15 protein-coding genes are annotated in these 19,401 nt (G+C 74.4%); 7 read left to right on the top strand and 8 right to left on the bottom strand.

Features of this window, described 5'->3' with window-relative positions:
* Together EF918_RS09740 and EF918_RS09735 are read right to left on the bottom strand one after the other, a co-directional pair.
* Nucleotides 1-2,066 (bottom strand): DUF5682 family protein (locus tag EF918_RS09740; RefSeq protein WP_221889702.1); only part of this gene is annotated, 2,066 nt, incomplete at its 3' end.
* Complete coding sequence (locus EF918_RS09735; RefSeq protein WP_125643807.1) at nucleotides 2,063-3,163, bottom strand: AAA family ATPase; 1,101 nt, start codon at nucleotides 3,161-3,163, stop codon at nucleotides 2,063-2,065. The genes EF918_RS09740 and EF918_RS09735, both read right to left, overlap by 4 nt.
* 140 nt (nucleotides 3,164-3,303) lie before the next feature.
* Here EF918_RS09735 and EF918_RS09730 point away from each other — a divergent pair, with 140 nt between their 5' ends.
* A complete protein-coding gene (locus EF918_RS09730; protein ID WP_125643805.1) occupies nucleotides 3,304-4,647 on the top strand; it encodes an SWIM zinc finger family protein in 1,344 nt (447 codons plus the stop codon).
* Between the two features lie 678 nt (nucleotides 4,648-5,325).
* Entirely contained in the window at nucleotides 5,326-6,864 is a 1,539-nt protein-coding gene (locus EF918_RS09725; protein ID WP_125643802.1) for a DUF5691 domain-containing protein, read from the top strand.
* 317 nt (nucleotides 6,865-7,181) lie between these two features.
* Here EF918_RS09725 and EF918_RS09720 read toward each other — a convergent pair whose 3' ends face one another.
* Nucleotides 7,182-7,589: a cobalamin B12-binding domain-containing protein gene (locus EF918_RS09720; protein ID WP_125643800.1), complete on the bottom strand. Its 408-nt coding sequence runs from the start codon at nucleotides 7,587-7,589 to the stop codon at nucleotides 7,182-7,184.
* A gap of 222 nt (nucleotides 7,590-7,811) precedes the next feature.
* Here EF918_RS09720 and EF918_RS09715 point away from each other — a divergent pair, with 222 nt between their 5' ends.
* A complete protein-coding gene (locus EF918_RS09715; protein ID WP_260610019.1) occupies nucleotides 7,812-8,594 on the top strand; it encodes a triacylglycerol lipase in 783 nt (260 codons plus the stop codon).
* A 78-nt stretch (nucleotides 8,595-8,672) separates the two neighbouring features.
* Complete coding sequence (locus EF918_RS09710) at nucleotides 8,673-10,367, top strand: M23 family metallopeptidase (RefSeq protein ID WP_125643796.1); 1,695 nt, start codon at nucleotides 8,673-8,675, stop codon at nucleotides 10,365-10,367.
* Between the two features lie 103 nt (nucleotides 10,368-10,470).
* On the opposite strand, the gene pcrA is transcribed toward EF918_RS09710, so the two are convergent.
* Nucleotides 10,471-12,939, bottom strand: a complete 2,469-nt coding sequence (pcrA, locus tag EF918_RS09705) for a DNA helicase PcrA (protein WP_125643794.1) — start codon at nucleotides 12,937-12,939, stop codon at nucleotides 10,471-10,473.
* Nucleotides 12,940-13,005: 66 nt separating this feature from the next.
* Entirely contained in the window at nucleotides 13,006-13,329 is a 324-nt protein-coding gene (locus EF918_RS09700; protein WP_125643792.1) for a helix-turn-helix transcriptional regulator, read from the bottom strand.
* A gap of 139 nt (nucleotides 13,330-13,468) precedes the next feature.
* Between EF918_RS09700 and EF918_RS09695 the strand changes: the two genes are divergently transcribed.
* The 3 genes from EF918_RS09695 to EF918_RS09685 all read left to right on the top strand — a co-directional run bounded on the left by EF918_RS09695 (nucleotide 13,469) and on the right by EF918_RS09685 (nucleotide 16,078).
* Nucleotides 13,469-14,389, top strand: a complete 921-nt coding sequence (locus tag EF918_RS09695) for an alpha/beta fold hydrolase (RefSeq protein ID WP_125643791.1) — start codon at nucleotides 13,469-13,471, stop codon at nucleotides 14,387-14,389.
* 66 nt (nucleotides 14,390-14,455) lie between these two features.
* The gene (locus tag EF918_RS09690) at nucleotides 14,456-14,809 is read left to right on the top strand and encodes a hypothetical protein (RefSeq protein ID WP_125643789.1); all 354 of its coding nucleotides are present in this window, start codon (nucleotides 14,456-14,458) and stop codon (nucleotides 14,807-14,809) included.
* A 213-nt stretch (nucleotides 14,810-15,022) separates the two neighbouring features.
* A complete protein-coding gene (locus EF918_RS09685) occupies nucleotides 15,023-16,078 on the top strand; it encodes a C40 family peptidase (protein WP_125643787.1) in 1,056 nt (351 codons plus the stop codon).
* Between the two features lie 52 nt (nucleotides 16,079-16,130).
* On the opposite strand, the gene EF918_RS09680 is transcribed toward EF918_RS09685, so the two are convergent.
* The 3 genes from EF918_RS09680 to EF918_RS09670 all read right to left on the bottom strand — a co-directional run bounded on the left by EF918_RS09680 (nucleotide 16,131) and on the right by EF918_RS09670 (nucleotide 19,343).
* The gene (locus tag EF918_RS09680; RefSeq protein ID WP_185921670.1) at nucleotides 16,131-17,234 is read right to left on the bottom strand and encodes an esterase family protein; all 1,104 of its coding nucleotides are present in this window, start codon (nucleotides 17,232-17,234) and stop codon (nucleotides 16,131-16,133) included.
* Nucleotides 17,235-17,367: 133 nt separating this feature from the next.
* Nucleotides 17,368-18,054 (bottom strand): response regulator transcription factor, encoded by a 687-nt coding sequence (locus tag EF918_RS09675; protein ID WP_125643783.1) that lies wholly within the window; start codon nucleotides 18,052-18,054, stop codon nucleotides 17,368-17,370.
* On the bottom strand, nucleotides 18,051-19,343 hold the full coding sequence (locus EF918_RS09670) for an ATP-binding protein (protein WP_125643781.1): 1,293 nt from the start codon (nucleotides 19,341-19,343) through the stop codon (nucleotides 18,051-18,053). Before EF918_RS09670 ends, EF918_RS09675 begins: the two co-directional genes overlap by 4 nt.
* Nucleotides 19,344-19,401: the final 58 nt, after the last annotated feature.

The raw sequence follows: 19,401 nt of genomic DNA, 5'->3' as shown, positions 1-19,401 counted from the left end.
TCCCGGAGCCCCCCGCCCCCGGCAAGGCCGGCGGCACCCTCGGCAGGGTCGGCCCCGGCGGAGTCCGCCCGGGGCCCACCCCGGCCGGAGTGGGCGTCCTCGCCGGAGCCGGCCCCGGGCCCCGCCGCGTCCGGGCCTGGGCCGTGGGCCTGTTCCGAGAGGAGGGACACGGCGCCGTGGACGGCGTCCACGTGGCCGCGGAGTTCCGCGGCGGCGTCCGGGTCCAGGCCTACGCAGGCCGGGGGCAGGCCGACGCATATGCGCTCGGCCAGGCCGGCCGCGACCTTGGCCAGCGCCGCCGTGTCCGTGCCGCGCACGTCCCCGTACCGCAGGGACCGCGCCAGCGCGGGCAACGCCTTCGCCAACCGGGCCACGTCGGTGTCCAGGGCGGCCCGGTCGGCCAGGGCCCGCAGCACCGCCGGAAGGGCCTCGGACAGCCCGGCCAGCAGGCACCGCTCGGCCAGCGAGGTCACCTCACCCAGCTCCTCGGCGGCGGCCGCGTCCGCCTCGGCCCGGGCGGTGGCCGCGGCCTCCACCGTCGTCCCCCATATGCCGGCCTCGGCGACCCGCACCGACAGCTCGGGCTCCCACCGCAGCCGCCAGGTCTCGCGGAACGTGCCCGTGCTGCTCCGCGAGGCCGTCGGCGTGCCCCAGCCGATGCCGAGCAGCCTCAGCCGGTGCAGCAACCGGCTCTTGGCGGCGTCCGTGTCCTTGCGCAGGTCGAGCTCCAGCTCCCGCTCCTGCGCCTCGGCCTTGAGCCGGAGCGACCGCTGCTGCCGTGTCAGGTCCCGCTGGAGCGGGACCACGGGCGCGGTGTCCGGCACCTCGCCCAGCGCGTCCCCGACCACCAGCCGGTCCTCGACGAGCGCCAGCGGGACGTCGGAGCCGTCGCACATCACCGCCCGGACAGCCTCCAGGGTCTCGGTGAGACCCGGCAGCGGGCGGCCGCGGACGGCGGCCAGCGTCTCGGCGAGCCGCACCGCCTCGATGACATGGGCGGAGGAGACCTGCCGGTCCTCGGCGCGCAGCAGACCGGCGACCTTGGTCAGCCACCGCTCCACCGGCCGGTCGGGGGCCGCGAACAGGTGGCCGTACCAGCCGGGCGAGGTGATCCCGGCGCCGTACCCGCCGGCCCGGGCGAGCCGACGATGGGTCCACGGGACCCACGTGGTCTCCACCTTCACCTTGGGCAGGCCGGACAGCAGCGCGCGGTCGGCCGCCACGGTGGTCCGCTGCCGCAGGGCCGGGACGTGCCAGGCGCCGCAGACCACGGCGTACCCGTCGCCGAACTCCCGGCGGGCGGCCCGCATCCGCTGCCGCATGTGCGCCTCGCGGACCAGGTCCCGCCGGTGCCCGCCGTCGCCGTAGGCCTCCCGCAGGGCGGTCATGGCCTCGCCGAGCGCCTCGAAGGCGGCCAGCGGGTCGGCCGGGCCGCCGCCCCGGTGCTCGACGACGTCCTCCCACCAGCGCTCGGGGTCGTCGTACCCGGCGGTCCGGGCCAGCACCGCGAGCGGATCCACCCGCACCGCATCCCCGTCCCCGTCCCCGTCCCCGTCCCCGTCAGCATCCGCCACGTCCACGTCCGCGTCCGCGTCCGGGGCGGGACCCTCCGGTCCGGCCGGCTCCGCCGCCCCGGCCAGGCTGTGGGCGGCGGGCAGGTCGATGAACCGGACGGGTACGCCCGCCTCCTGGGCCCAGCGCAGCGCGACCCACTCGGGCGAGAACTCGGCGAACGGCCAGAACGCGGCCCGCCCCGGATCGTCGGCGGCGTGCGCGAGCAGCGCGACCGGCGGGCGCAGGTCCGGGTCGGCCGCCAGCGGCAGCAGGGCGTCGCCCTCGGGCGGGCCCTCGATCAGCACCGCTGCCGGCCGCGCCGCCTCCAGCGCGGCCCGGACGGCCCGGGCCGAACCGGGCCCGTGGTGCCGTACGCCGAGCAGCAGCGGCCCACCGCCCCCGGTCCCCGGGCCGGCCGCCGTCGCCCTCGACGCCGCTGTGGCCGCCGAAGTGGCTGTGGCGGCCGCCGAAGTGGCTGTGGTGGCCGTAGCGCCCCGCGGGTTGCCGCTCATGCGGTCACCTCCCGGCAGGCGCGGTAGAAGTCCTTCCAGCCGTCGCGCTCGCGCACGACCGCCTCCAGGTACTCCTGCCACACGACGCGGTCGGCGGCCGGGTCCCGGACGACGGCGCCGAGGATGCCGGCGGCGACGTCCGAGGGGCGCAGCACGCCGTCGCCGAAGTGGGCGGCGAGGGCCAGGCCGTTGGTGACGACGGAGATGGCCTCGGCGGTGGACAGGGTGCCGCTGGGCGACTTCACCTTGGTCCGGCCGTCGTCGGTGACGCCCTCGCGCAGCTCGCGGAAGACGGTAACGACGCGGCGGATCTCCTCCAGGCCCTCGGGCGCGTCCGGCAGGTCCAGGGCGCGGCCCATCTGGTCGACCCGGCGGGCGACGATGTCCACCTCGGCGTCGACGGACTCGGGCAGCGGCAGCACCACGGTGTTGAACCGGCGGCGCAGTGCACTGGACAGCTCGTTGACCCCGCGGTCGCGGTCGTTGGCGGTGGCGATCAGGTTGAAGCCGCGCACGGCCTGCACCTCTTCGCCGAGCTCGGGTATCGGCAGGGTCTTCTCGCTCAGGACGGTGATGAGGGTGTCCTGGACGTCGGCGGGGATGCGGGTGAGCTCCTCGACGCGGGCCGTCATGCCCTCGGCCATGGCGCGCATGACCGGGCTGGGCACCAGGGCCTCGCGGCTGGGGCCGTGGGCGAGCAGGCGGGCGTAGTTCCACCCGTAGCGGATGGCCTCCTCCGGGGTGCCCGCGGTGCCCTGGACGAGCAGGGTGGAGTCGCCGCTGACGGCGGCGGCCAGGTGCTCGGAGACCCAGGTCTTGGCGGTGCCGGGGACGCCGAGCAGGAGCAGGGCGCGGTCGGTGGCGAGCGTGGTGACGGCGACCTCGACGATCCGGCGCGGGCCCACGTACTTGGGGGTGATCACCGTGCCGTCGTCCAGGGTGCCGCCGAGCAGGTACGTGGCGACGGCCCACGGCGAGAGCTTCCAGCGCTCCGGGCGGGGCCGGTCGTCGGCAGCCGCCAGGGCTTTCAGTTCGTGTGCGAAGGCGTCTTCGGCATGCGGTCGCAGTACGTCGGTACGCGTGGTGTTCTCGGACATGGTGCTGCTCCCCCTCCAGGCTCGGCAGCCGCTCCCGACTGCCAGGAACCACCGTGCACCACCCCACTGACAACGCCCCGTGCTCGTCCCGTTGTTGCAGGTCAGACGCATTGTCAGTGCCGGTCCCTACGGTGGTTGCCATGACTGAGCAGGGGGTCCGCTGGACGGCGGAACAGGTACTGGCTCTGGCTCCTGACGATGCGTCGCGCAAGGCGGGGGCCAAGCTGGGCGGGGCGGGGCCGTGGTCACAGACCGGAGGTTCCGCTTCCGGTTCGGTGTGGGGGTTGTGCAAGGGGAGCGGCAGGACGCCGTACCGGACGGTCGTGGACCTGACGGGCCCCGCGTACAAGTGCTCGTGCCCGAGCCGGAAGTTCCCGTGCAAGCACGCCCTGGGGCTGTTGCTGCTGTGGGCGGCCGAGGGGCTGGGCGAGCCGTGCGAGGCGCCGGACTGGGCGGCCGAGTGGCTCGCGGCGCGGGCGGTGAAGGCGGCGGCGCCTGCGGCCGCCGGGCGGGCGGCGAAGCCGGCCGACGCCGAGGCCGCCCGCAAGCGGGCGGAGCGGCGGGCCGCGCGGATCGGGGCGGGCGTCGCCGAGCTGGAGCAGCGGCTGACCGACCTGCTGCGCGGCGGACTGGCCGGGCAGGAGCAGACCGGGTACGGGTGGTGGGAGGAGACGGCGGCCCGGATGGTCGACGCGCAGGCGCCGGGACTGGCGGCGCGGGTGCGGGAGTTGGGCACCGTGCCGAGTTCGGGGGCGGGCTGGCCCGGGCGGATGCTGGAGGAGTGCGCGCTGCTGCACCTGCTCGACCGGGCCTGGCTCGGGGTGGAGGCCCTGCCGGAGCCGCTGGCCGCCACGGTACGGACCCGGGTGGGCCTGCCGGGCGCGGCGGAGGGGGCGGCGGTGCGGGACCGCTGGCTGGTGCTCGCGCAGTACGACACGGTCTCGCCGGACGGCAAGCTCACCACCCGCCGGGTCTGGCTGCACGGCCTGGACGGCGGACGCCCGGCCCTGGTGCTGGACTTCGGCCCACCGGGGCGGCCGCCCGGGCTGGCGCTGCCGGTGGGGCTGGTGCTCGACGCGGAGGCCCGGTTCCGCCCGGGCTCGGCCGGGCTGCGGGCGGATCTCGGCGAGCGGTTCGGCACGGCCGTCCCGCACGCGCGGATCCCGGACGGGGTCTCCACGGGCGCGGCCCTGGACGCGTACGGGGCCGCCCTGCGGGAGGACCCGTGGCTGGAGTCCTGGCCGGTGGTGCTGGGCGGGGTGGTGCCGATACCGGGCGAGCACGGCTGGCAACTGGCCGACGCAGACGGCCAGGACGCCCTGCCGGTGGCCTCGGCCGGCTCCCGCTCGCGGTCGGGCCTGTGGCAACTGGCCGCGCTGTCGGGCGGCGGCCCGGTGACGGTCTTCGGCGAGTGCGGACACCGGGGCTTCACCCCCCTGACGGCCTGGCAGCCGGAATCGGCGGAGCCGATATCCCTGAACTGACCGGCCTGGCGGCGGGGCCGGGGCGTCGCCCCCGGGCGCTGGGCCGGGCACCGGGCGACCGGGCCTGCGTCGGCCGAGGGCCGGGCACGGCCGGACCGGCGGGCCGCCGCACGGCCGGGACCGGTGGGAGGCCCCACCGGTGAAGTCCGCGGGCGTGTGCACGGCCGAACCATCAGGCCGCCGCGCGGCCGTTGCACTGGGCCGAGGGCCGGCCGCGGGGCAAGCCGGACCGGCGGACTCGGTGCCTGGCCAGGCCGCTGGGCGGGCGAACCGGCGGACGCCGGGACCCGACGGGCCGCGGCGGACGCCGGGACCCGACGGGCCGCTGAGCGGACGGGCAGGAAGAGCGCCCGACGGCCGGCACCCGTCGGCCACCGGCCACCGGCCGACGGGACCGACAGGCCGCCGCACGGCCGAGCTGGTGGCCGGCGGTGGGGCGGTGCGGCTGCGCGGCAGGGGCTCGTTCGAGGGATCTCGATGGGGATCGCTGCTCGGCGTGCCGAGTGATCGACTGACCGACCGTTCGGGCCGGGTGCGGCTCGAACCATCGACAGACGGGGGAACGTGGACGACAACCACGCCACCTGAGCCGGGCCGTGCGGTCCGGGACACCACTGACTGCTCCGGTCCCGTGGAGGGGACGGGACCGGAGCAGCACCACACGAGGGAGGGGATCCGATGAACGGGGACTGGGAGGAACTGGTCGGCGCCGCGCTGCTGGGCACCGACCGGCGGCGCGGCAGTGCCCCCGGGGCGCTGCTGGACGAGGCGGCCGTACGGGCGGTGCGTCGGCGGGCGGGGCTGCGGCCGGCCGAGGCGGGGGTCCGGCCGGAGCCGGCGGCGCAGGACCCGCGGCCGGTGCCGCCGGAGGCGGCGCGGCACCGGCTGGCACAGCTGCTGACCGGCCGTGGCGCGGCGGGCGGTGGCCGGCGGGGGACGGCGCCGGACCTGACCGAACTGCTGCCGCAGTGGCTGGCGGCGGCCGGGCGGCACGGGTACCGGGCGCCGGCGGCGCTGGTGCCGGCCCTGTTGGACGCGGCCCGGGCCCGTACGGACCTCAGACCGCAGGCCCTGGCCCTGGCCGGGGCGCGGGGACTGTGGCTGGCCCGGCTGAATCCGGAGTGGCGGTTCGCGCTGCGCAGCGGCTCCGGCGGCGGGGAGCTGCCGGACCCGGCGGACGAGGGGGCGGTGGACCGGCTGTGGCAGGAGGGGTTGTTCGCGGAGCGGGTGGCCGTGCTGGGGGCGGTCCGTGCGTACGACGCCGCGGCGGCGGTTCGGCTGCTGGCCTCGACCTGGGCCACGGAGCGGGCCGAGGACCGGCTGATGTTCCTGGACTCGTTGCGCACGGGGCTGTCGGCGGCGGACGAGCCGTTCCTGGAGGAGGCCCTGGGCGACCGCAGCCGGAACGTCCGGGCGACGGCGGCCGAGCTGTTGTCGGCGCTGCCGCAGTCGGCGCTGGCGGCACGGATGGCGGAGCGGGCCCTGGCCTGTGTGGGTCCGGAGGGGGTGACGCCGCCGGTCGAGTGCGACGCCGCGATGCAGCGGGACGGGGTGGTCAGGAAGCCGCCGGCCGGGCGGGGCGAGCGGGCCTGGTGGCTGGGCCAGTTGGTGGAGGCGGCGCCGCTGGGGTGCTGGCGGGAGCGGTTCGGCGGGCTGGAACCGGCCGAGATCGTGGCGCTGCCGATGGCCGACGGCTGGGCGGAGGAGCTGCACGCGGCCTGGTGCCGGGCCGCCGTCCGGCAGCGGGACGCGGCGTGGGCGCGGGCGCTGCTCGGCTCGGCGGCGGCCCCGCCGGCGGCCGGGCCGGCGACGGCCTCGCTCGCGGAGCGCGCGAAGCTGCTGGAGACGCTGCCCGAGGGGGAACGGGCGGCCTGGGTGGCGGAGTTCATACGGGCGCACGGGCTGTCGGAGGCGTTCCAGCTGCTCGCCGTGTGCACGGTGCCGTGGTCGGGGACGTTGGGACGGGCGGTCGTGGACGCCCTCGACATGGCGCGGCAGGCGGGCAGCTACCCGTGGAGCTTCAGCGGGGTGATGGGCCTGGCCGAACGCTGCCTGGACCCGGCGGAGGCGGCCCGGCTGGAGTCGCTGACCACGCTCCAGGAGGACCCGCCGGACGCCTCCCCGGGCGCGTCGTCCTACTGGAGCGAAGCCTTCCAGCGGCTGGTGGCCACGTTGCACGTCCGCGCGGCGATGCTGGCAGAGCTCTCCCCGCCCTGACCCGGCCCGGACCGGCCTGATCGGCTTGGCCGTCCCTGCCTGCCCTGGCCCTGCCCTCCCCGCCCGGCTCCGGCCAGACCGCCCGGCCCGGCCAGACCGCCCGGCCCGGCCAGACCGTCCGACGCGGCCACTCGGGCACGGCCCGGCCTGACCCGGGCGGGCTCGGCTCGGCCCGGCTCGGCTCGGCCAGGCCGCCGTGGCCGCACTGGGCTCGGCCGGACCTTGACCCCGCTGGGCTTGGTCGCCCCGGGGCCTGGGCCCGGCCAACCGCCCGACGCGGCCGGTGCCTCACCGGCCCCGGACCGGCTGGGCGCGGCTCAGACTGCCGGCCTGATGTGGGCTCGGACCCAGTCGACGATCTCCGTGGTGGTGGCGCCGGGGGTGAAGAGCTCGGCCACGCCCTTGGCCTTCAGGGGGGCGATGTCCTCCTCCGGGATGATGCCGCCGCCGAAGACCTTGATGTCCTGCGCGTCGCGCTCCTTCAGCAGGTCCAGGACCCGCGCGAACAGCGTGTTGTGGGCGCCCGAGAGGATGGACAGGCCGATCGCGTCGGCGTCCTCCTGGATCGCGGTGTCGACGATCTGCTCCGGGGTCTGGTGCAGGCCCGTGTAGATGACCTCCATGCCCGCGTCGCGCAGGGCGCGCGCGATGACCTTGGCGCCCCGGTCGTGGCCGTCGAGACCCGGCTTGGCCACCACCACACGGATCGGACCGGTCACACCCATCGCACTGCCTCCCGAGTGAACGAACGTTAAGCACAGCATCGCGCACGGTGCCGTTTCACGGTCAAGCGGGAGGGGGAAATCACACGTGGGACGCCATTGATTCATACGCACCGGTCGTCAAGGGAGCCGCTACGAGTCGCCGCGCCACCGCGCCGTCAGCCGCACGGCACGGTGGCGCGGCACTTCGGCAGCCGGAGCAGCCGACGGTGGCCGGGGGCTGCGCTGCGGGCCGCCGTGTTGGAGGCTGTCGTTCTCGCCGGCCATCTCGTGCTCTATCCCACCGGGATGTTCCAGGAACGGCCCGGGGACGGGGCCGGGGAGGCGAGTGGCGACGACTCGGGCGCGGCCTCGGCCGGGAGGGCCGGGCGGCCGCCGGTGTTGTTGTTGCATGGGTTCAACGACAACCGTTCGGTCTTCGTCCTGCTGCGCCGCGCCCTCGGCGCGGACGGGCTGCGCCGGGTCGAGGCGTACAACTACTCGCCGTTCACGCGCGATCTGCGCGACACCGCCCGTCTGCTCGCCGCCCGGGTCGAGGAGCTGTGCGCGCGGACCGGGCACGAGCGGATCGACATCGTCGGCCACAGCCTGGGCGGGCTCACCGCCCGCTACTACGTGCAGCGCCTCGGCGGCGACGCGCGCGTGCGCACCCTTGTCACGCTCGGGACGCCGCACGGGGGCACCCGGGTGGCGCCCTTCATGGACGCGCACCCCTTGGTGCGCCAGATGCGTCCGGATTCCGATGTGATGGCCGAACTGCGCGCACCGGCGCCGGGGTGTCGCACCCGATGTGTGGCGTTCTGGAGCGAGTTCGACGCCATCATGGTCCCGACCGGCACGGCCCGGATCGAGCACCCGGATCTGACCGCGGTGAACGTGCAGGTCACGGGGATCGGACATCTGGCGCTGCCGGCGCACCCGACCGTCATCGCCGCCGTACGGCGCGCCCTGGACGGTCCGGTGCCGGTCGTCGTGGACAAGGCCTCCGGAGTCCCTTCCGTCGCGTGAAGGACAACCCTCCGCTTGTCGAACGAATTTCGAACTCACGGCCAAGGCTACATCAGTCCGTGACCGAAAGGCGGCCGAATGCCCGGTTCCGAAAGACCCGAGGCACTCGGAAGATTGTCGTTGCCAGTGACCGCCGGGTACAGTCACGCCACTGCTCTCCTCCGGGGAATCCATCGTTCCCCGGCCACCCAGGCCCCCACTGCCGAGGCGAAAGAGAAGTTGGTGAACGACCGCCCCTCCCCGGGCCAGTACCCGGATCCCGGGTATGACGGCCTCTCCACCACCACTTTCGCTGGTGATGTGTCCTACGGTTCCTTTGAAACGCAGGGCCAGGGGTACGACTACACCGCCTACGGCTCCCACGACACCGGCGCCTACGACGCCACCGCCTGGGCCGCGGCCACGCCGCAGGAGAGCTACCTGACCACCATCCCGCCGCAGTCCGCACCGCAGGACGCCACGGGCCAGTGGTCCACCGACTACCAGGGTTCGTCCTTCGGGTACGACCCCTCCGCCGAGCAGACCGGCCACTGGTCCGTGCCGGGCATGGGCATGGGCACCACCGGCACCGAGACCGGCGCCTACGACGCCACCGCCTGGAACAGCGTGCCGCAGGAGTCCGTGCCGTCGCACGAGGACCTCGGCCGGCAGTTCCAGCCCGAGGCCGGCTACGACTACCCCGCCTACGAGCAGCAGGCCGCGTCCTACGAGGCGACCACCACCTTCGAGGCGCCCACCGCGCCCTACGAAGCCCCGTCCTACGAGGCCACCGCCGTCTTCGAAGCGCCCTCCTTCGAGGCGCCCGCCTTCGACGCCGCCCCCTACGAAGCCACCGCCACCTTCGAGGCCGTGGCCGACGACGAGTTCGGCATCGACGTCACCCCGGACGGACTGGCCGACGCGCCCGCGCCCGCGCCGCAGCAGGACGTGCACGCCGCCGAGACCATGACGATGTCGGCCGCGGCGATCGCCGCCGAGTCCGCGTCGCTCCCGCGCTCCGCGCGCCGGGCCGCGGGCAAGGGCGGCGGCAGCAGCCGCCGCCGCACCCCGGCGAAGCGTTCCGCCCTGCTCACCGTGGCCGTGCCCTCGGTCTGCGTGATGGGCGTCGCCGGCGTGGCCGCCGCCTCCGTCAGCGGACTGACCGGCGGCAGCAAGAGCGGCGAGGACACCACCACGATGGCCGCGCCCGACCCGGCCTCGGTCAAGCCGGTCGCCGCCAACAACAAGCTCGACACCCAGCTGACCGCGCTCAGCGCGGACGCGGGCGACTTCGCCGACCGCGCGAGCCGCACCCAGGAGCGCATCGACCTGCGCGAGCGCCAGGAGCTGGAGAAGAAGAAGCGCGAGGCGGAGGCCGCGGCCAAGGAGGCGGCCCGCCCGAAGTTCGCCCTGCCGGTCGCCCAGCACGGCCTGAGCGCCGGGTACGGCCAGTCCGGCGTCAACTGGATGTCGCTGCACACCGGTATCGACTTCCCCGTCGCCTACGGCACCCCGGTCATGGCCGCCACGGACGGCACCGTGCGCACCCAGTGGAACAGCGCCTACGGCAACATGGTGATACTCACCGCCCCCGACGGCACCGAGACCTGGTACTGCCACCTCAGCAGCGCCAAGATCCGCTCGGGCAAGGTCAAGGCCGGTGACGTGATCGCCTACTCGGGCAACTCCGGCAACTCCACCGGCCCGCACCTGCACTTCGAGGTGCGCCCGGGCGGCGGTTCGCCGATCGACCCGAGCTCCTGGCTCCGCGCCCACGGCCTGAACCCCAACTGACCTCCGGGCCCGAACCCCGACCGACCGCCGGCCGGGACCGAGGCCCAGGCCCAGGCTCCTGCGGCCCGCACCCGCGGGCCGCAGCACCCCGTACCCCGAAGCCTCAGAGCTTCTCCACCGGCGCGTACCGCAGCAGCAGCCGCTTGGGCTTGTCGTCCCCGAAGTCGATCGTGGCCTGCGCGTCCGCGCCGGTCCCCTTGACCTCCATGACCGTGCCCAGGCCGAACTGGTCGTGCGTGACCCGGTCCCCGACCGCGAGCGCGACGACCGGCTTCTCCGTGGCCCGCCGCGTGGCGAAGCCCGACGGTCCGGACCTGGTCCGCGCGGACGACAGGAACGCCTCGGGCGACGTACCGAACGAGGCCTTGCCCGCACCGCGCCCGCCCGACATCGGACCGGCCGGCTTCTGCACCGCACCCGTCCGCTTCCAGTGCAGGAACTGGTCCGGGATCTCCTCCAGGAACCGCGACGGCGGGTTGTACGAGGGGGTCCCCCAGGCGCTGCGCATCGCCGAGCGGGTCAGGTACAGCCGCTCGCGGGCCCGGGTGATGCCGACGTAGGCCAGCCGGCGCTCCTCCTCCAGCTCCTTGGTCTGGCCGAGGGCCCGCATGTGCGGGAAGACCCCGTCCTCCATGCCGGTCAGGAAGACCACCGGGAACTCCAGGCCCTTGGCGGTGTGCAGGGTCATCAGGGTGATGACGCCCGTGCCGTCCTCGTCCTCGTCCGGGATCTGGTCGGAGTCGGCGACCAGGGCGACCTGCTCCAGGAACTCGGCCAGGGAGCCGGGATTGTCCTCGCCGCGGGCCTGCTCGAACTCCAGGGCGACGGCCGCCAGCTCCTGGAGGTTCTCGATCCGGGTCTCGTCCTGCGGGTCGGTCGAGGCCTGGAGCTCGGCCAGGTACCCGGTGCGCTCCAGGACCGCTTCCAGCACCACGGCGGGGCCGGCGCCCGACTCGGCGATGGTCCGCAGCTCGTCCATCAGCACGTTGAACCGCTTGACCGCGTTGGTGGACCGCGCGGCCATGCCGTACGCCTCGTCCACCCGGCGCAGGGCCTGCGGGAAGGTGATCTTCTCGCGCAGGGCCAGCGCGTCGACCATGGCCTCGGCACGCTCGCCGATGCCGCGCTTGGGCACGTTCAGGATCCGCCGCAGCGGGACGTTGTCCTCGGGGTTGGCGAGGACACGCAGGTAGGCCAGGACGTCCCGGACCTCCTTGCGCTCGTAGAAGCGGACGCCGCCGACGACCTTGTACGGCAGGCCGACCCGGATGAAGATCTCCTCGAACACACGGGACTGGGCGTTGGTGCGGTAGAAGATCGCGACGTCGCCGGCCTTGGCGTCGCCGGCGTCGGTGAGCCGGTCGATCTCGTCGGCGACGAACTGCGCCTCGTCGTGCTCGGTGTCGGCGACGTAGCCGGTGATGGTGGCGCCGGCGCCGGCGTCCGTCCACAGGTTCTTGGGACGCCGGTTCTCGTTGCGCTCGATCACGGCGTTGGCGGCGGACAGGATGGTCTGCGTGGAGCGGTAGTTCTGCTCCAGCAGGATGGTGGTCGCGTCCTTGTAGTCCTCCTCGAACTGGAGGATGTTGCGGATGGTCGCACCGCGGAAGGCGTAGATCGACTGGTCGGCGTCGCCCACGACGCACAGCTCGGCCGGCGGCAGGTCCGGGTAGCCGGGGCCGACCAGCTCGCGCACCAGGGTGTACTGGGCGTGGTTGGTGTCCTGGTACTCGTCGACCAGGACGTGCCGGAAGCGGCGCCGGTAGTGCTCGGCGACGTCGGGGAACGCCTGGAGCAGGTGGACCGTGGTCATGATGATGTCGTCGAAGTCGAGCGCGTTGGCCTCGCGCAGCCGCCCCTGGTACATCGCGTACGCCTGGGCGAGGGTCTTCTCAAAACCGTCGGCGGCCTGGCCGGCGAAGGCGTCCTCGTCGATCAGCTCGTTCTTGAGGTTGGAGATCTTGGCGCTGAAGGACTTGGGCGGGTAGCGCTTGGGGTCCAGGTCGAGGTCCCGGCAGACCAGCGCCATCAGCCGCTTGGAGTCGGCCGCGTCGTAGATCGAGAACGACGAGGTGAAGCCGAGCTTCTTGGACTCGCGGCGCAGGATGCGCACGCACGCGCTGTGGAAGGTGGACACCCACATGGCGTGGGCGCGCGGGCCGACCAGGGCCTCGACGCGCTCCTTCATCTCCCCGGCGGCCTTGTTGGTGAAGGTGATCGCGAGGATCTGGCCGGGGTGGACGCCGCGGGCGGCGAGCAGGTGCCCGATGCGGTGGGTGAGGACCCGGGTCTTGCCGGAGCCGGCGCCGGCGACGATGAGCAGGGGCGAGCCGGCGTGCACGACGGCGGCACGCTGCTGCTCGTTCAGCCCGTGGAGCAGGGTCTCCGGGTCGATGACCGGCTTGGCCGAGCCGTCCCGGTAGTACCGGTCGCCGGACATGGGCAGGTCGAAGTGGCCCTCGAAGAGGTCGTCCGCACCCGCCTCCGGGGCGTGGTCCTCGGGCGGGGGCGGGGGTTCCTCGTCGGCCGGGGAGAGGTCCGCCAGGAAGCTGTCGTCAAAGAGGCTGCTCATCGCCTTCCGAGTCTAGGGCTCCCCACCGACACGCGGTCCCGGCGTGGCGAAATCGGTGCACGTGCGCTACGGCACGTCCCGCCCGGCCAGCCCCAGGACGAGCTCCAGCAGCCCGGGGAAACGGGCGTCGAGGTCCTCGCGGCGCAGCGCCAGGTAGAGCTTGCGCCCGCCCGGGCGCTGGGTGATCACACCGCTCTCGCGCAGCGTCTTCAGGTGGTGCGTGACGGAGGAACGCGGCAGGTCGGGCACGACCTCGCCGCAGTACGACTCCCCGGCCGCGGCGAGCTTGCGGACGATCTCCAGCCGGGCGGGATGCCCGAGCGCCGCCAGGACCTCGACCAGGTCGATGCGGTCGGTCCGGGGGTGCGTCAGCTCGGTGGTGGCGGCCATGGCTCCACTGTACGCAGATCTCGTACGGAATGGCCCGCCGGGCATTGACCAACCGTACGAAGATCTCGTACGGTCTTTCTCGTCGCCGTCCGTACGAAAAGTTCGTACGGTCACCGAGCCCACGAAGTGAGGACCCGCCATGTCCCCGCACGACCTGTCCGACGCCGCGCTCGCCGCCTCCCTCGACGGCGCCTTCACCAGCGCCCACGCCGACGTGAACGGCACCCGGCTGCACTACGTCGAGGGCGGCAGCGGCCCCGGCGCGCCCGTGGTGCTGCTCGGCGGCTGGCCGCAGACCTGGTGGCAGTGGCACAAGGTGCTGCCGGAGCTGGCCCGCCACCACCGGGTGCTCGCCGTCGACCTGCGCGGCATGGGCGGCTCGGCCAAGCCGGAGACCGGCTACGACAAGCGGACGATGGCGGCCGACGTGCACGCGCTCCTGGGCCGGCTGGGCATCGCCTCCGCCCATCTGGTCGGCCACGACATCGGCGCGATGGTCGCCCACGCGCACGCCGCCAACCACCCGGAGGCCACCCGCAGCGTCACCCTCCTCGACGTCTCCCACCCCGACGACGGCTGGGCGGAGCTGACCCTGCTGCCGCAGGACGGCCGACGGCACCTGTGGTGGTTCGCGTTCAACCAGGTGCACGGGCTGCCCGAGGCCCTGCTCGCCGGGCGCTACCGCCTCCTGCTGGACTGGCTCTTCACCCATGGCGCGGCCGACCCCGACCGCATCGACGCCCGCTCCCGGGCCGTCTACGCCCGCGCCTACGACTCGGCCGAGGCGGTCCGGGCGGGCAACGACTGGTACCGCGCCTTCCCGCAGGACGTCGCCGACCTGCGCACGTACGACCCGGTGACCGTGCCGCTGCTCGCGCTCGGCGGCGACCGCAGCAACTACGAGGCGCTGCGCGCCGCCGTCCCCGCCCACGGCACCGACACCCGGGTGGTCCGCATCGACGACTGCGGCCACTACCTGCCCGAGGAGCAGCCGGAGGCGGTCCTCGCCGAGCTGCTGCCGTTCCTGCGGACGGCCGGCGGCGGCCCCGCCCGGAACTGAACACGTGCCAGGACCCCGCGGACCCCGCCCGCGGCCGGTCCGGGCGCCCCCCGTACGCTCCCCCGTATGAGCGTCCTCATCAGCGTCTTCGTCGGCCTGCACATCATCGGCATAGCGGCCCTGCTCGGCGGCTTCCTCGGCCAGATGAAGGCGATGGGCACCGGCACCGCGCGGTTCACGCCCGGCATGCTGCACGGTGCGCTGACCATGCTGCTCACCGGCATGGTCCTGGTGGGCCTGCGGGAGATGGACGGCGGGAGTCTCCACCACGTCAAGATCGGCGTGAAGCTCGCGGTCCTGTTCGTGGTCCTCGCCCTCGTCTACGTCAAGCGGGACGAGGAGCGGGTCGAGAAGGCGCTCTTCGGTGCGGTCGGCGGCCTGACCGTGGCCAACATCTTCATCGCGCTCCTCTGGCACTGAGCGCCTGAGCCACTGGGCCCCCGCCCTGAGCGCCTGAGTCGCTGAGCGCCTGAGCACCTCCCGTTCCGGCCCGGTTCCACCACCGGCCGGTCGGCGGCGGTCGCGACCCGGTCGGATCCGAACACTTCGGATCATCTCGGCAGCCGGCCGTGACCCCGAGGTTTAGCGTCCTCCCCCAAGACCCACCTGACAGGGGAAGGACGTGAAGGCCGCGTGGCCAGTCATCGAAAGCCCAGGCAGCGCCCGCTCTCCGGCGGCACGGTCCGTACCGCCGCCACCCTCGCCCTGGCGGGCGCTGCCACCGCCACCGCCTTCGAAGGCACCTCGCACGCCGACCCCGGGCCCACCGCCCCGCAGGTCAAGGAGCAGGTCGACCGGCTCTACGAGGAGGCCGAGGCGGCGGCCGAGCAGTACAACGGGGCGAAGGAGAAGGCCGACGAGGCGCAGCGGGCCCTGGAGGGGCTGCGCGACGAGACGGCCCGCAGGACGGACCGGCTGAACACCGCCCGCTCCGCCCTCGGCGCGCTCGCCGCCTCCCAGTACCGCAGCGGCGCCTTGACCCCGGCGCTGCGGCTGGCCCTGTCCCGCGACCCCCAGCAGTACCTGGAGGGCATGGCCCTCATGACCCGGGCCGGCGACCGCAGCGCGGCCGAGTTGGCCTCCGTACGACGCGGTCTGGACGAGGTCGGCAAGCTGCGGGCGCAGGCGTCCGGGCGGCTGGTCGAACTGCGGGAGCGGCAGGCCGAGCTGGCCCGGCACAAGGCCACCGCCGAGGGCAAGCTCGCGGCCGCCCGGCAGCTGCTGGCCAAGCTGACCGCCGAGGAACGGGCCCGCTACGAGGCGCAGGACCCCGCCGCGGGCCCGGCGGTCGCGCCGGGCGCCGCCCGGCAGGCCCCGCAGGTCCCGCCGGTGGCCGACGGCTCGCGCGCCGCCCGGGCGGTGGCCTTCGCGTACGGGGCGATCGGTAAGCCGTACGTGTGGGGGGCGACCGGGCCGGGCGCCTTTGACTGTTCCGGCCTGACCCAGGCGGCCTGGCGTTCGGCCGGGGTGTCGCTGCCGCGCACCACCTACACCCAGATCAACGCCGGCCAGCGGGTCACCAAGAGCCAGCTCGCCCCCGGTGACCTGGTCTTCTTCTACTCCGGCATCACCCATGTCGGGCTCTACATCGGCAACGGCCAGATGATCCACGCCCCGCGCCCGGGCTCCAGCGTGCGGATCGCCCCGGTCGACTCGATGCCCTGGGCCGGCGCGGTCCGCCCGGCCTGAGCCGCTGCCCGGCCCGGCCTCCGCCACCCCGCCCGAGCCGGCGCTCCGGCGCTCAGCCCGCCTTGAGCAGCCCGCTCAGCCAGGTGAACGTCTGCGGGAGCTGCCGCACCCACGTCTCGATGTTGTGCCCGCCCTGCACCCTCTCCGCGTGCACCGCGGTCGGCTGCCGCGCCGCCTTCTGCAGGTCCAGGCCGGACGCGTAGCCGTCGGCCTGGGCGCCCGACATCCACAGCGACACCGGCGGCGGGGCCGGCGCGGCCGTCAGCAGGGCGACCAGGTTGTGCGTGCGGCGCAGCTCCGGGTCCTGGCCGACCAGCGAGGCGGGCTCCTGGCCGGGGTCGTTGTAGCCGGAGAGGGAGACGGCGGCGCTGTAGCGGTCGGGGTGGGAGATGGCCAGCTTGGCGGCGCAGTAGGCGCCGGCCGAGTAGCCGGCGACGCCCCAGGAGGCGGCGTCGGGACGGACCCGGAAGTTGTCCACGACCATCTTGCGGACGTCGACGCTCAGCCAGCTGTCCGCGTTGACCTTGCCGGGGAGGTTGGCGCAGCCGGTGTCGGCGCTCCCGAGGAGCATGGTGCGCGGTGAGACCAGCACGAACGGCTGGATCTTTCCGCTGCGCATCAGCGGCTCCAGGTGCTGGTGCACCTTGAGCCCCTGGAACCACGACTTGCCCGTCCCCGGCACGCCGGGGATCAGCTCGACGACGGGGAAGGTGCGGTCCTTCCAGGCCGGGTCGTCGTACTGGGGCGGCAGCCACACGAAGACCTCGCCCTTGACCCCGGAGACCTTGCCGTCGAGTTCGGTCTGCCGCACCCGCCCGCCGAGCTCGTCCACCGGACGGAACTCCTGGAGGACCTTCGGCTGCGCCTCGGGCTTCTTGCCGCCGAGCCCGTCCGGGCCGAGGTCCTCGGCCGCGTTCACGTAGCGGCCGGTGCCGAGCAGGTCGTCCCAGGAGGCGTAGAAGTTCTCGGCCCGGTTGACCGCGACGAACACCAGGGCCACGGCCGTGACCTGGGCCAGGACCACCATCAGGGCGCGCAGCAGCACGCGGACGACGGCGGGGCCGCGCACCTTGCTCCACACGGCCAGCGGCAGCACGACGGCGGCCACGGTCAGCGCGGCCGCCGTCGCGAAGAAAGGGGTCCCCGTCAGGCTCATCACGCCACCCAAGAGGCGCCCCGGCCCGGCCCGGGTTGCACCGCTTTCCTGCGGTGTCAGTCACACCTCAGGAAACACCGGTCACACCCGTCACACCTGCCGGCGGGCCACAGCCGTCGGCCGGCCACGCCCGTCACACCAGTCGGCGCGCCGTCGCCCAGCGGGTCAGCTCGTGCCGGTTGGAGAGCTGGAGCTTGCGCAGCACCGCCGAGACGTGCGACTCGACCGTCTTGACGGAGATGAAGAGCTGCTTGGCGATCTCCTTGTACGCGTAGCCGCGCGCGATCAGCCGCAGCACCTCCCGCTCGCGCTGGGTCAGCCGGTCGAGGTCCTCGTCCACCGGCGGCGCGTCCGTGGAGGCGAAGGCGTCGAGCACGAAGCCCGCCAGCCGCGGCGAGAACACCGCGTCCCCGTCCTGCACCCGGAAGATCGAGTCGACCAGGTCGGCGCCGGTGATGGTCTTGGTGACGTAGCCGCGGGCCCCGCCCCGGATCACCCCGATGACGTCCTCGGCCGCGTCGGAGACCGACAGCGCCAGGAAACGCACCGGCTGCTCGGCCGCCGCCATCAGCGGGGCGCACCGGCGCAGCACCTCGACCCCGCCGCCGCCCGGCAGGTGCACGTCCAGGAGCACCACCTCGGGGCGGGTGGCCGTGATGACCGTGACCGCCTGGTCCACGTCGGCCGCCTCGCCGACCACCTCGACCCCGGTGCGCCCGGTGTCGCCGATCTCCGCCTGCACCCCGGTGCGGAACATGCGGTGGTCGTCGACGAGCACCACCCGGACCCGCCGGTCCGCCGCGCCGTCTGCCTCGCTCATTGCGTGCCCGCCCTCTCCATCTCCAGCTCGACTTCCGTACCGCCGCCCGCCGCGGCCCGCAGTCGTGCGGTGCCGCCGTTGCGTTGCATCCGGCCGATGATCGATTCTCGTACGCCCATGCGGTCGGCCGGTACCGCGTCGATGTCGAAGCCCGGCCCCCGGTCCCGTACGGACACGAAGACCGTACGGCCCTCCACCTCCGCGAAGACCTGCACCGGCCCGCCCTCGCCACCGTACTTGGCGGCGTTGACCATCGCCTCGCGCGCGGCCTGGACCTGGGCGCCGAGCCTCTCGTCGAGCGGGCAGTCGCCGACGACCACGACCTCGATCTGCACCCCGTGCAGGTCCTCGACCTCGGCGGCGGCCCGCTTGACCGCCTCGGCGAGGGTGGCCGGCTCCTCGGCCTCGTCCTTGCCGGTGCCCTCGGGCTTGTACAGCCAGTTGCGCAGCTCGCGCTCCTGGGCCCGGGCCAGCCGGCGCACCTCGCCGACGTCCTCGGCGTTGCGCTGGATCAGGGTGAGGGTGTGCAGCACGGAGTCGTGTACGTGGGCGGCCACCTCGGCGCGCTCCTGGGCGCGGATGCGCATCAGGCGCTCCTCGGAGAGGTCCTGGGTCATCCGGATCAGCCAGGGGCCGGCGAGCAGCGCGACGCCGACCAGGACGGCGAGGGTGGCGGTCAGGACGTTGCCGAGCTGGGCGGCGGAGCCGCGGACGACGAGGAACACGGTGAGTCCGACACCGACCAGGACGACCCCCGCCAGCGTGCGTCCGAGCTGGAGCAGCCGGGCGTTGCGGTCGGAGGCGGACATCCAGTTCTGCTTGCGGGCGTTGTCGGCCTGCCGCCACACCAGCACCACACCGGCGCCGACGAGGAGGACCGGCCAGGCGTAGCGGGCGGAGTCGCCGCCGATCTTCACCTTGCCGAGGAAGACGGCCACGCTGACGACGAGCACCAGCAGCGGGACGAACTGCCGCCGGTCGGGCTTGCGCAGCAGCTGCCGGCCCTGGGAGAGGACGTCGGCGTACGGGCGGGGCGAGGTGGTCCCGCCGACGCCGAGCGGGACGAAGACCCAGAACGCGGCGTACAGCAGCACCCCGAGCCCGTCGCCGAACATGAACAGGCCGAGGAACGCCAGCCGGACCCAGACCACCGGCAGCCCCAGGTGCCCGGCGAGCCCGCGCGCGACCCCGCCCAGCATCCGCCCGTCGGCGCTCCGGTAGAGCCGGCGCTGGGGCTGGTCCTCGGGTTCGGGGGCGAGCGGGGGGCGGGGTGCTGCGGCTACGGGCATGTACCCGATGGTCACACGGCGGCCGGGACCCGGGCATCAGGGCATCCCCCCACTTCGG

The organism is Streptomyces sp. WAC06614 (genome assembly GCF_003949795.1).
Taxonomy (GTDB): Bacteria; Actinomycetota; Actinomycetes; order Streptomycetales; family Streptomycetaceae; genus Streptomyces.
The sequence above is the reverse complement of the archived record's forward strand: the minus strand, read 5'-3'. Positions and strand labels throughout refer to the sequence as shown.

What these genes read in the sequence shown, in the direction of transcription:
- EF918_RS09680 (WP_185921670.1), bottom strand. Translation starts at nt 17,234, where the DNA reads ATGAGCCTGACGGGGACCCCTTTCTTCGCGACGGCGGCCGCGCTGACC.
- EF918_RS09720 (WP_125643800.1), bottom strand. Translation starts at nt 7,589, where the DNA reads ATGGGTGTGACCGGTCCGATCCGTGTGGTGGTGGCCAAGCCGGGTCTC.
- EF918_RS09700 (WP_125643792.1), bottom strand. Translation starts at nt 13,329, where the DNA reads ATGGCCGCCACCACCGAGCTGACGCACCCCCGGACCGACCGCATCGAC.
- EF918_RS09695 (WP_125643791.1), top strand. Translation starts at nt 13,469, where the DNA reads ATGTCCCCGCACGACCTGTCCGACGCCGCGCTCGCCGCCTCCCTCGAC.
- EF918_RS09735 (WP_125643807.1), bottom strand. Translation starts at nt 3,163, where the DNA reads ATGTCCGAGAACACCACGCGTACCGACGTACTGCGACCGCATGCCGAA.
- EF918_RS09670 (WP_125643781.1), bottom strand. Translation starts at nt 19,343, where the DNA reads ATGCCCGTAGCCGCAGCACCCCGCCCCCCGCTCGCCCCCGAACCCGAG.
- EF918_RS09690 (WP_125643789.1), top strand. Translation starts at nt 14,456, where the DNA reads ATGAGCGTCCTCATCAGCGTCTTCGTCGGCCTGCACATCATCGGCATA.
- EF918_RS09710 (WP_125643796.1), top strand. Translation starts at nt 8,673, where the DNA reads ATGCCCGGTTCCGAAAGACCCGAGGCACTCGGAAGATTGTCGTTGCCA.
- EF918_RS09725 (WP_125643802.1), top strand. Translation starts at nt 5,326, where the DNA reads ATGAACGGGGACTGGGAGGAACTGGTCGGCGCCGCGCTGCTGGGCACC.
- pcrA (WP_125643794.1), bottom strand. Translation starts at nt 12,939, where the DNA reads ATGAGCAGCCTCTTTGACGACAGCTTCCTGGCGGACCTCTCCCCGGCC.
- EF918_RS09675 (WP_125643783.1), bottom strand. Translation starts at nt 18,054, where the DNA reads ATGAGCGAGGCAGACGGCGCGGCGGACCGGCGGGTCCGGGTGGTGCTC.
- EF918_RS09730 (WP_125643805.1), top strand. Translation starts at nt 3,304, where the DNA reads ATGACTGAGCAGGGGGTCCGCTGGACGGCGGAACAGGTACTGGCTCTG.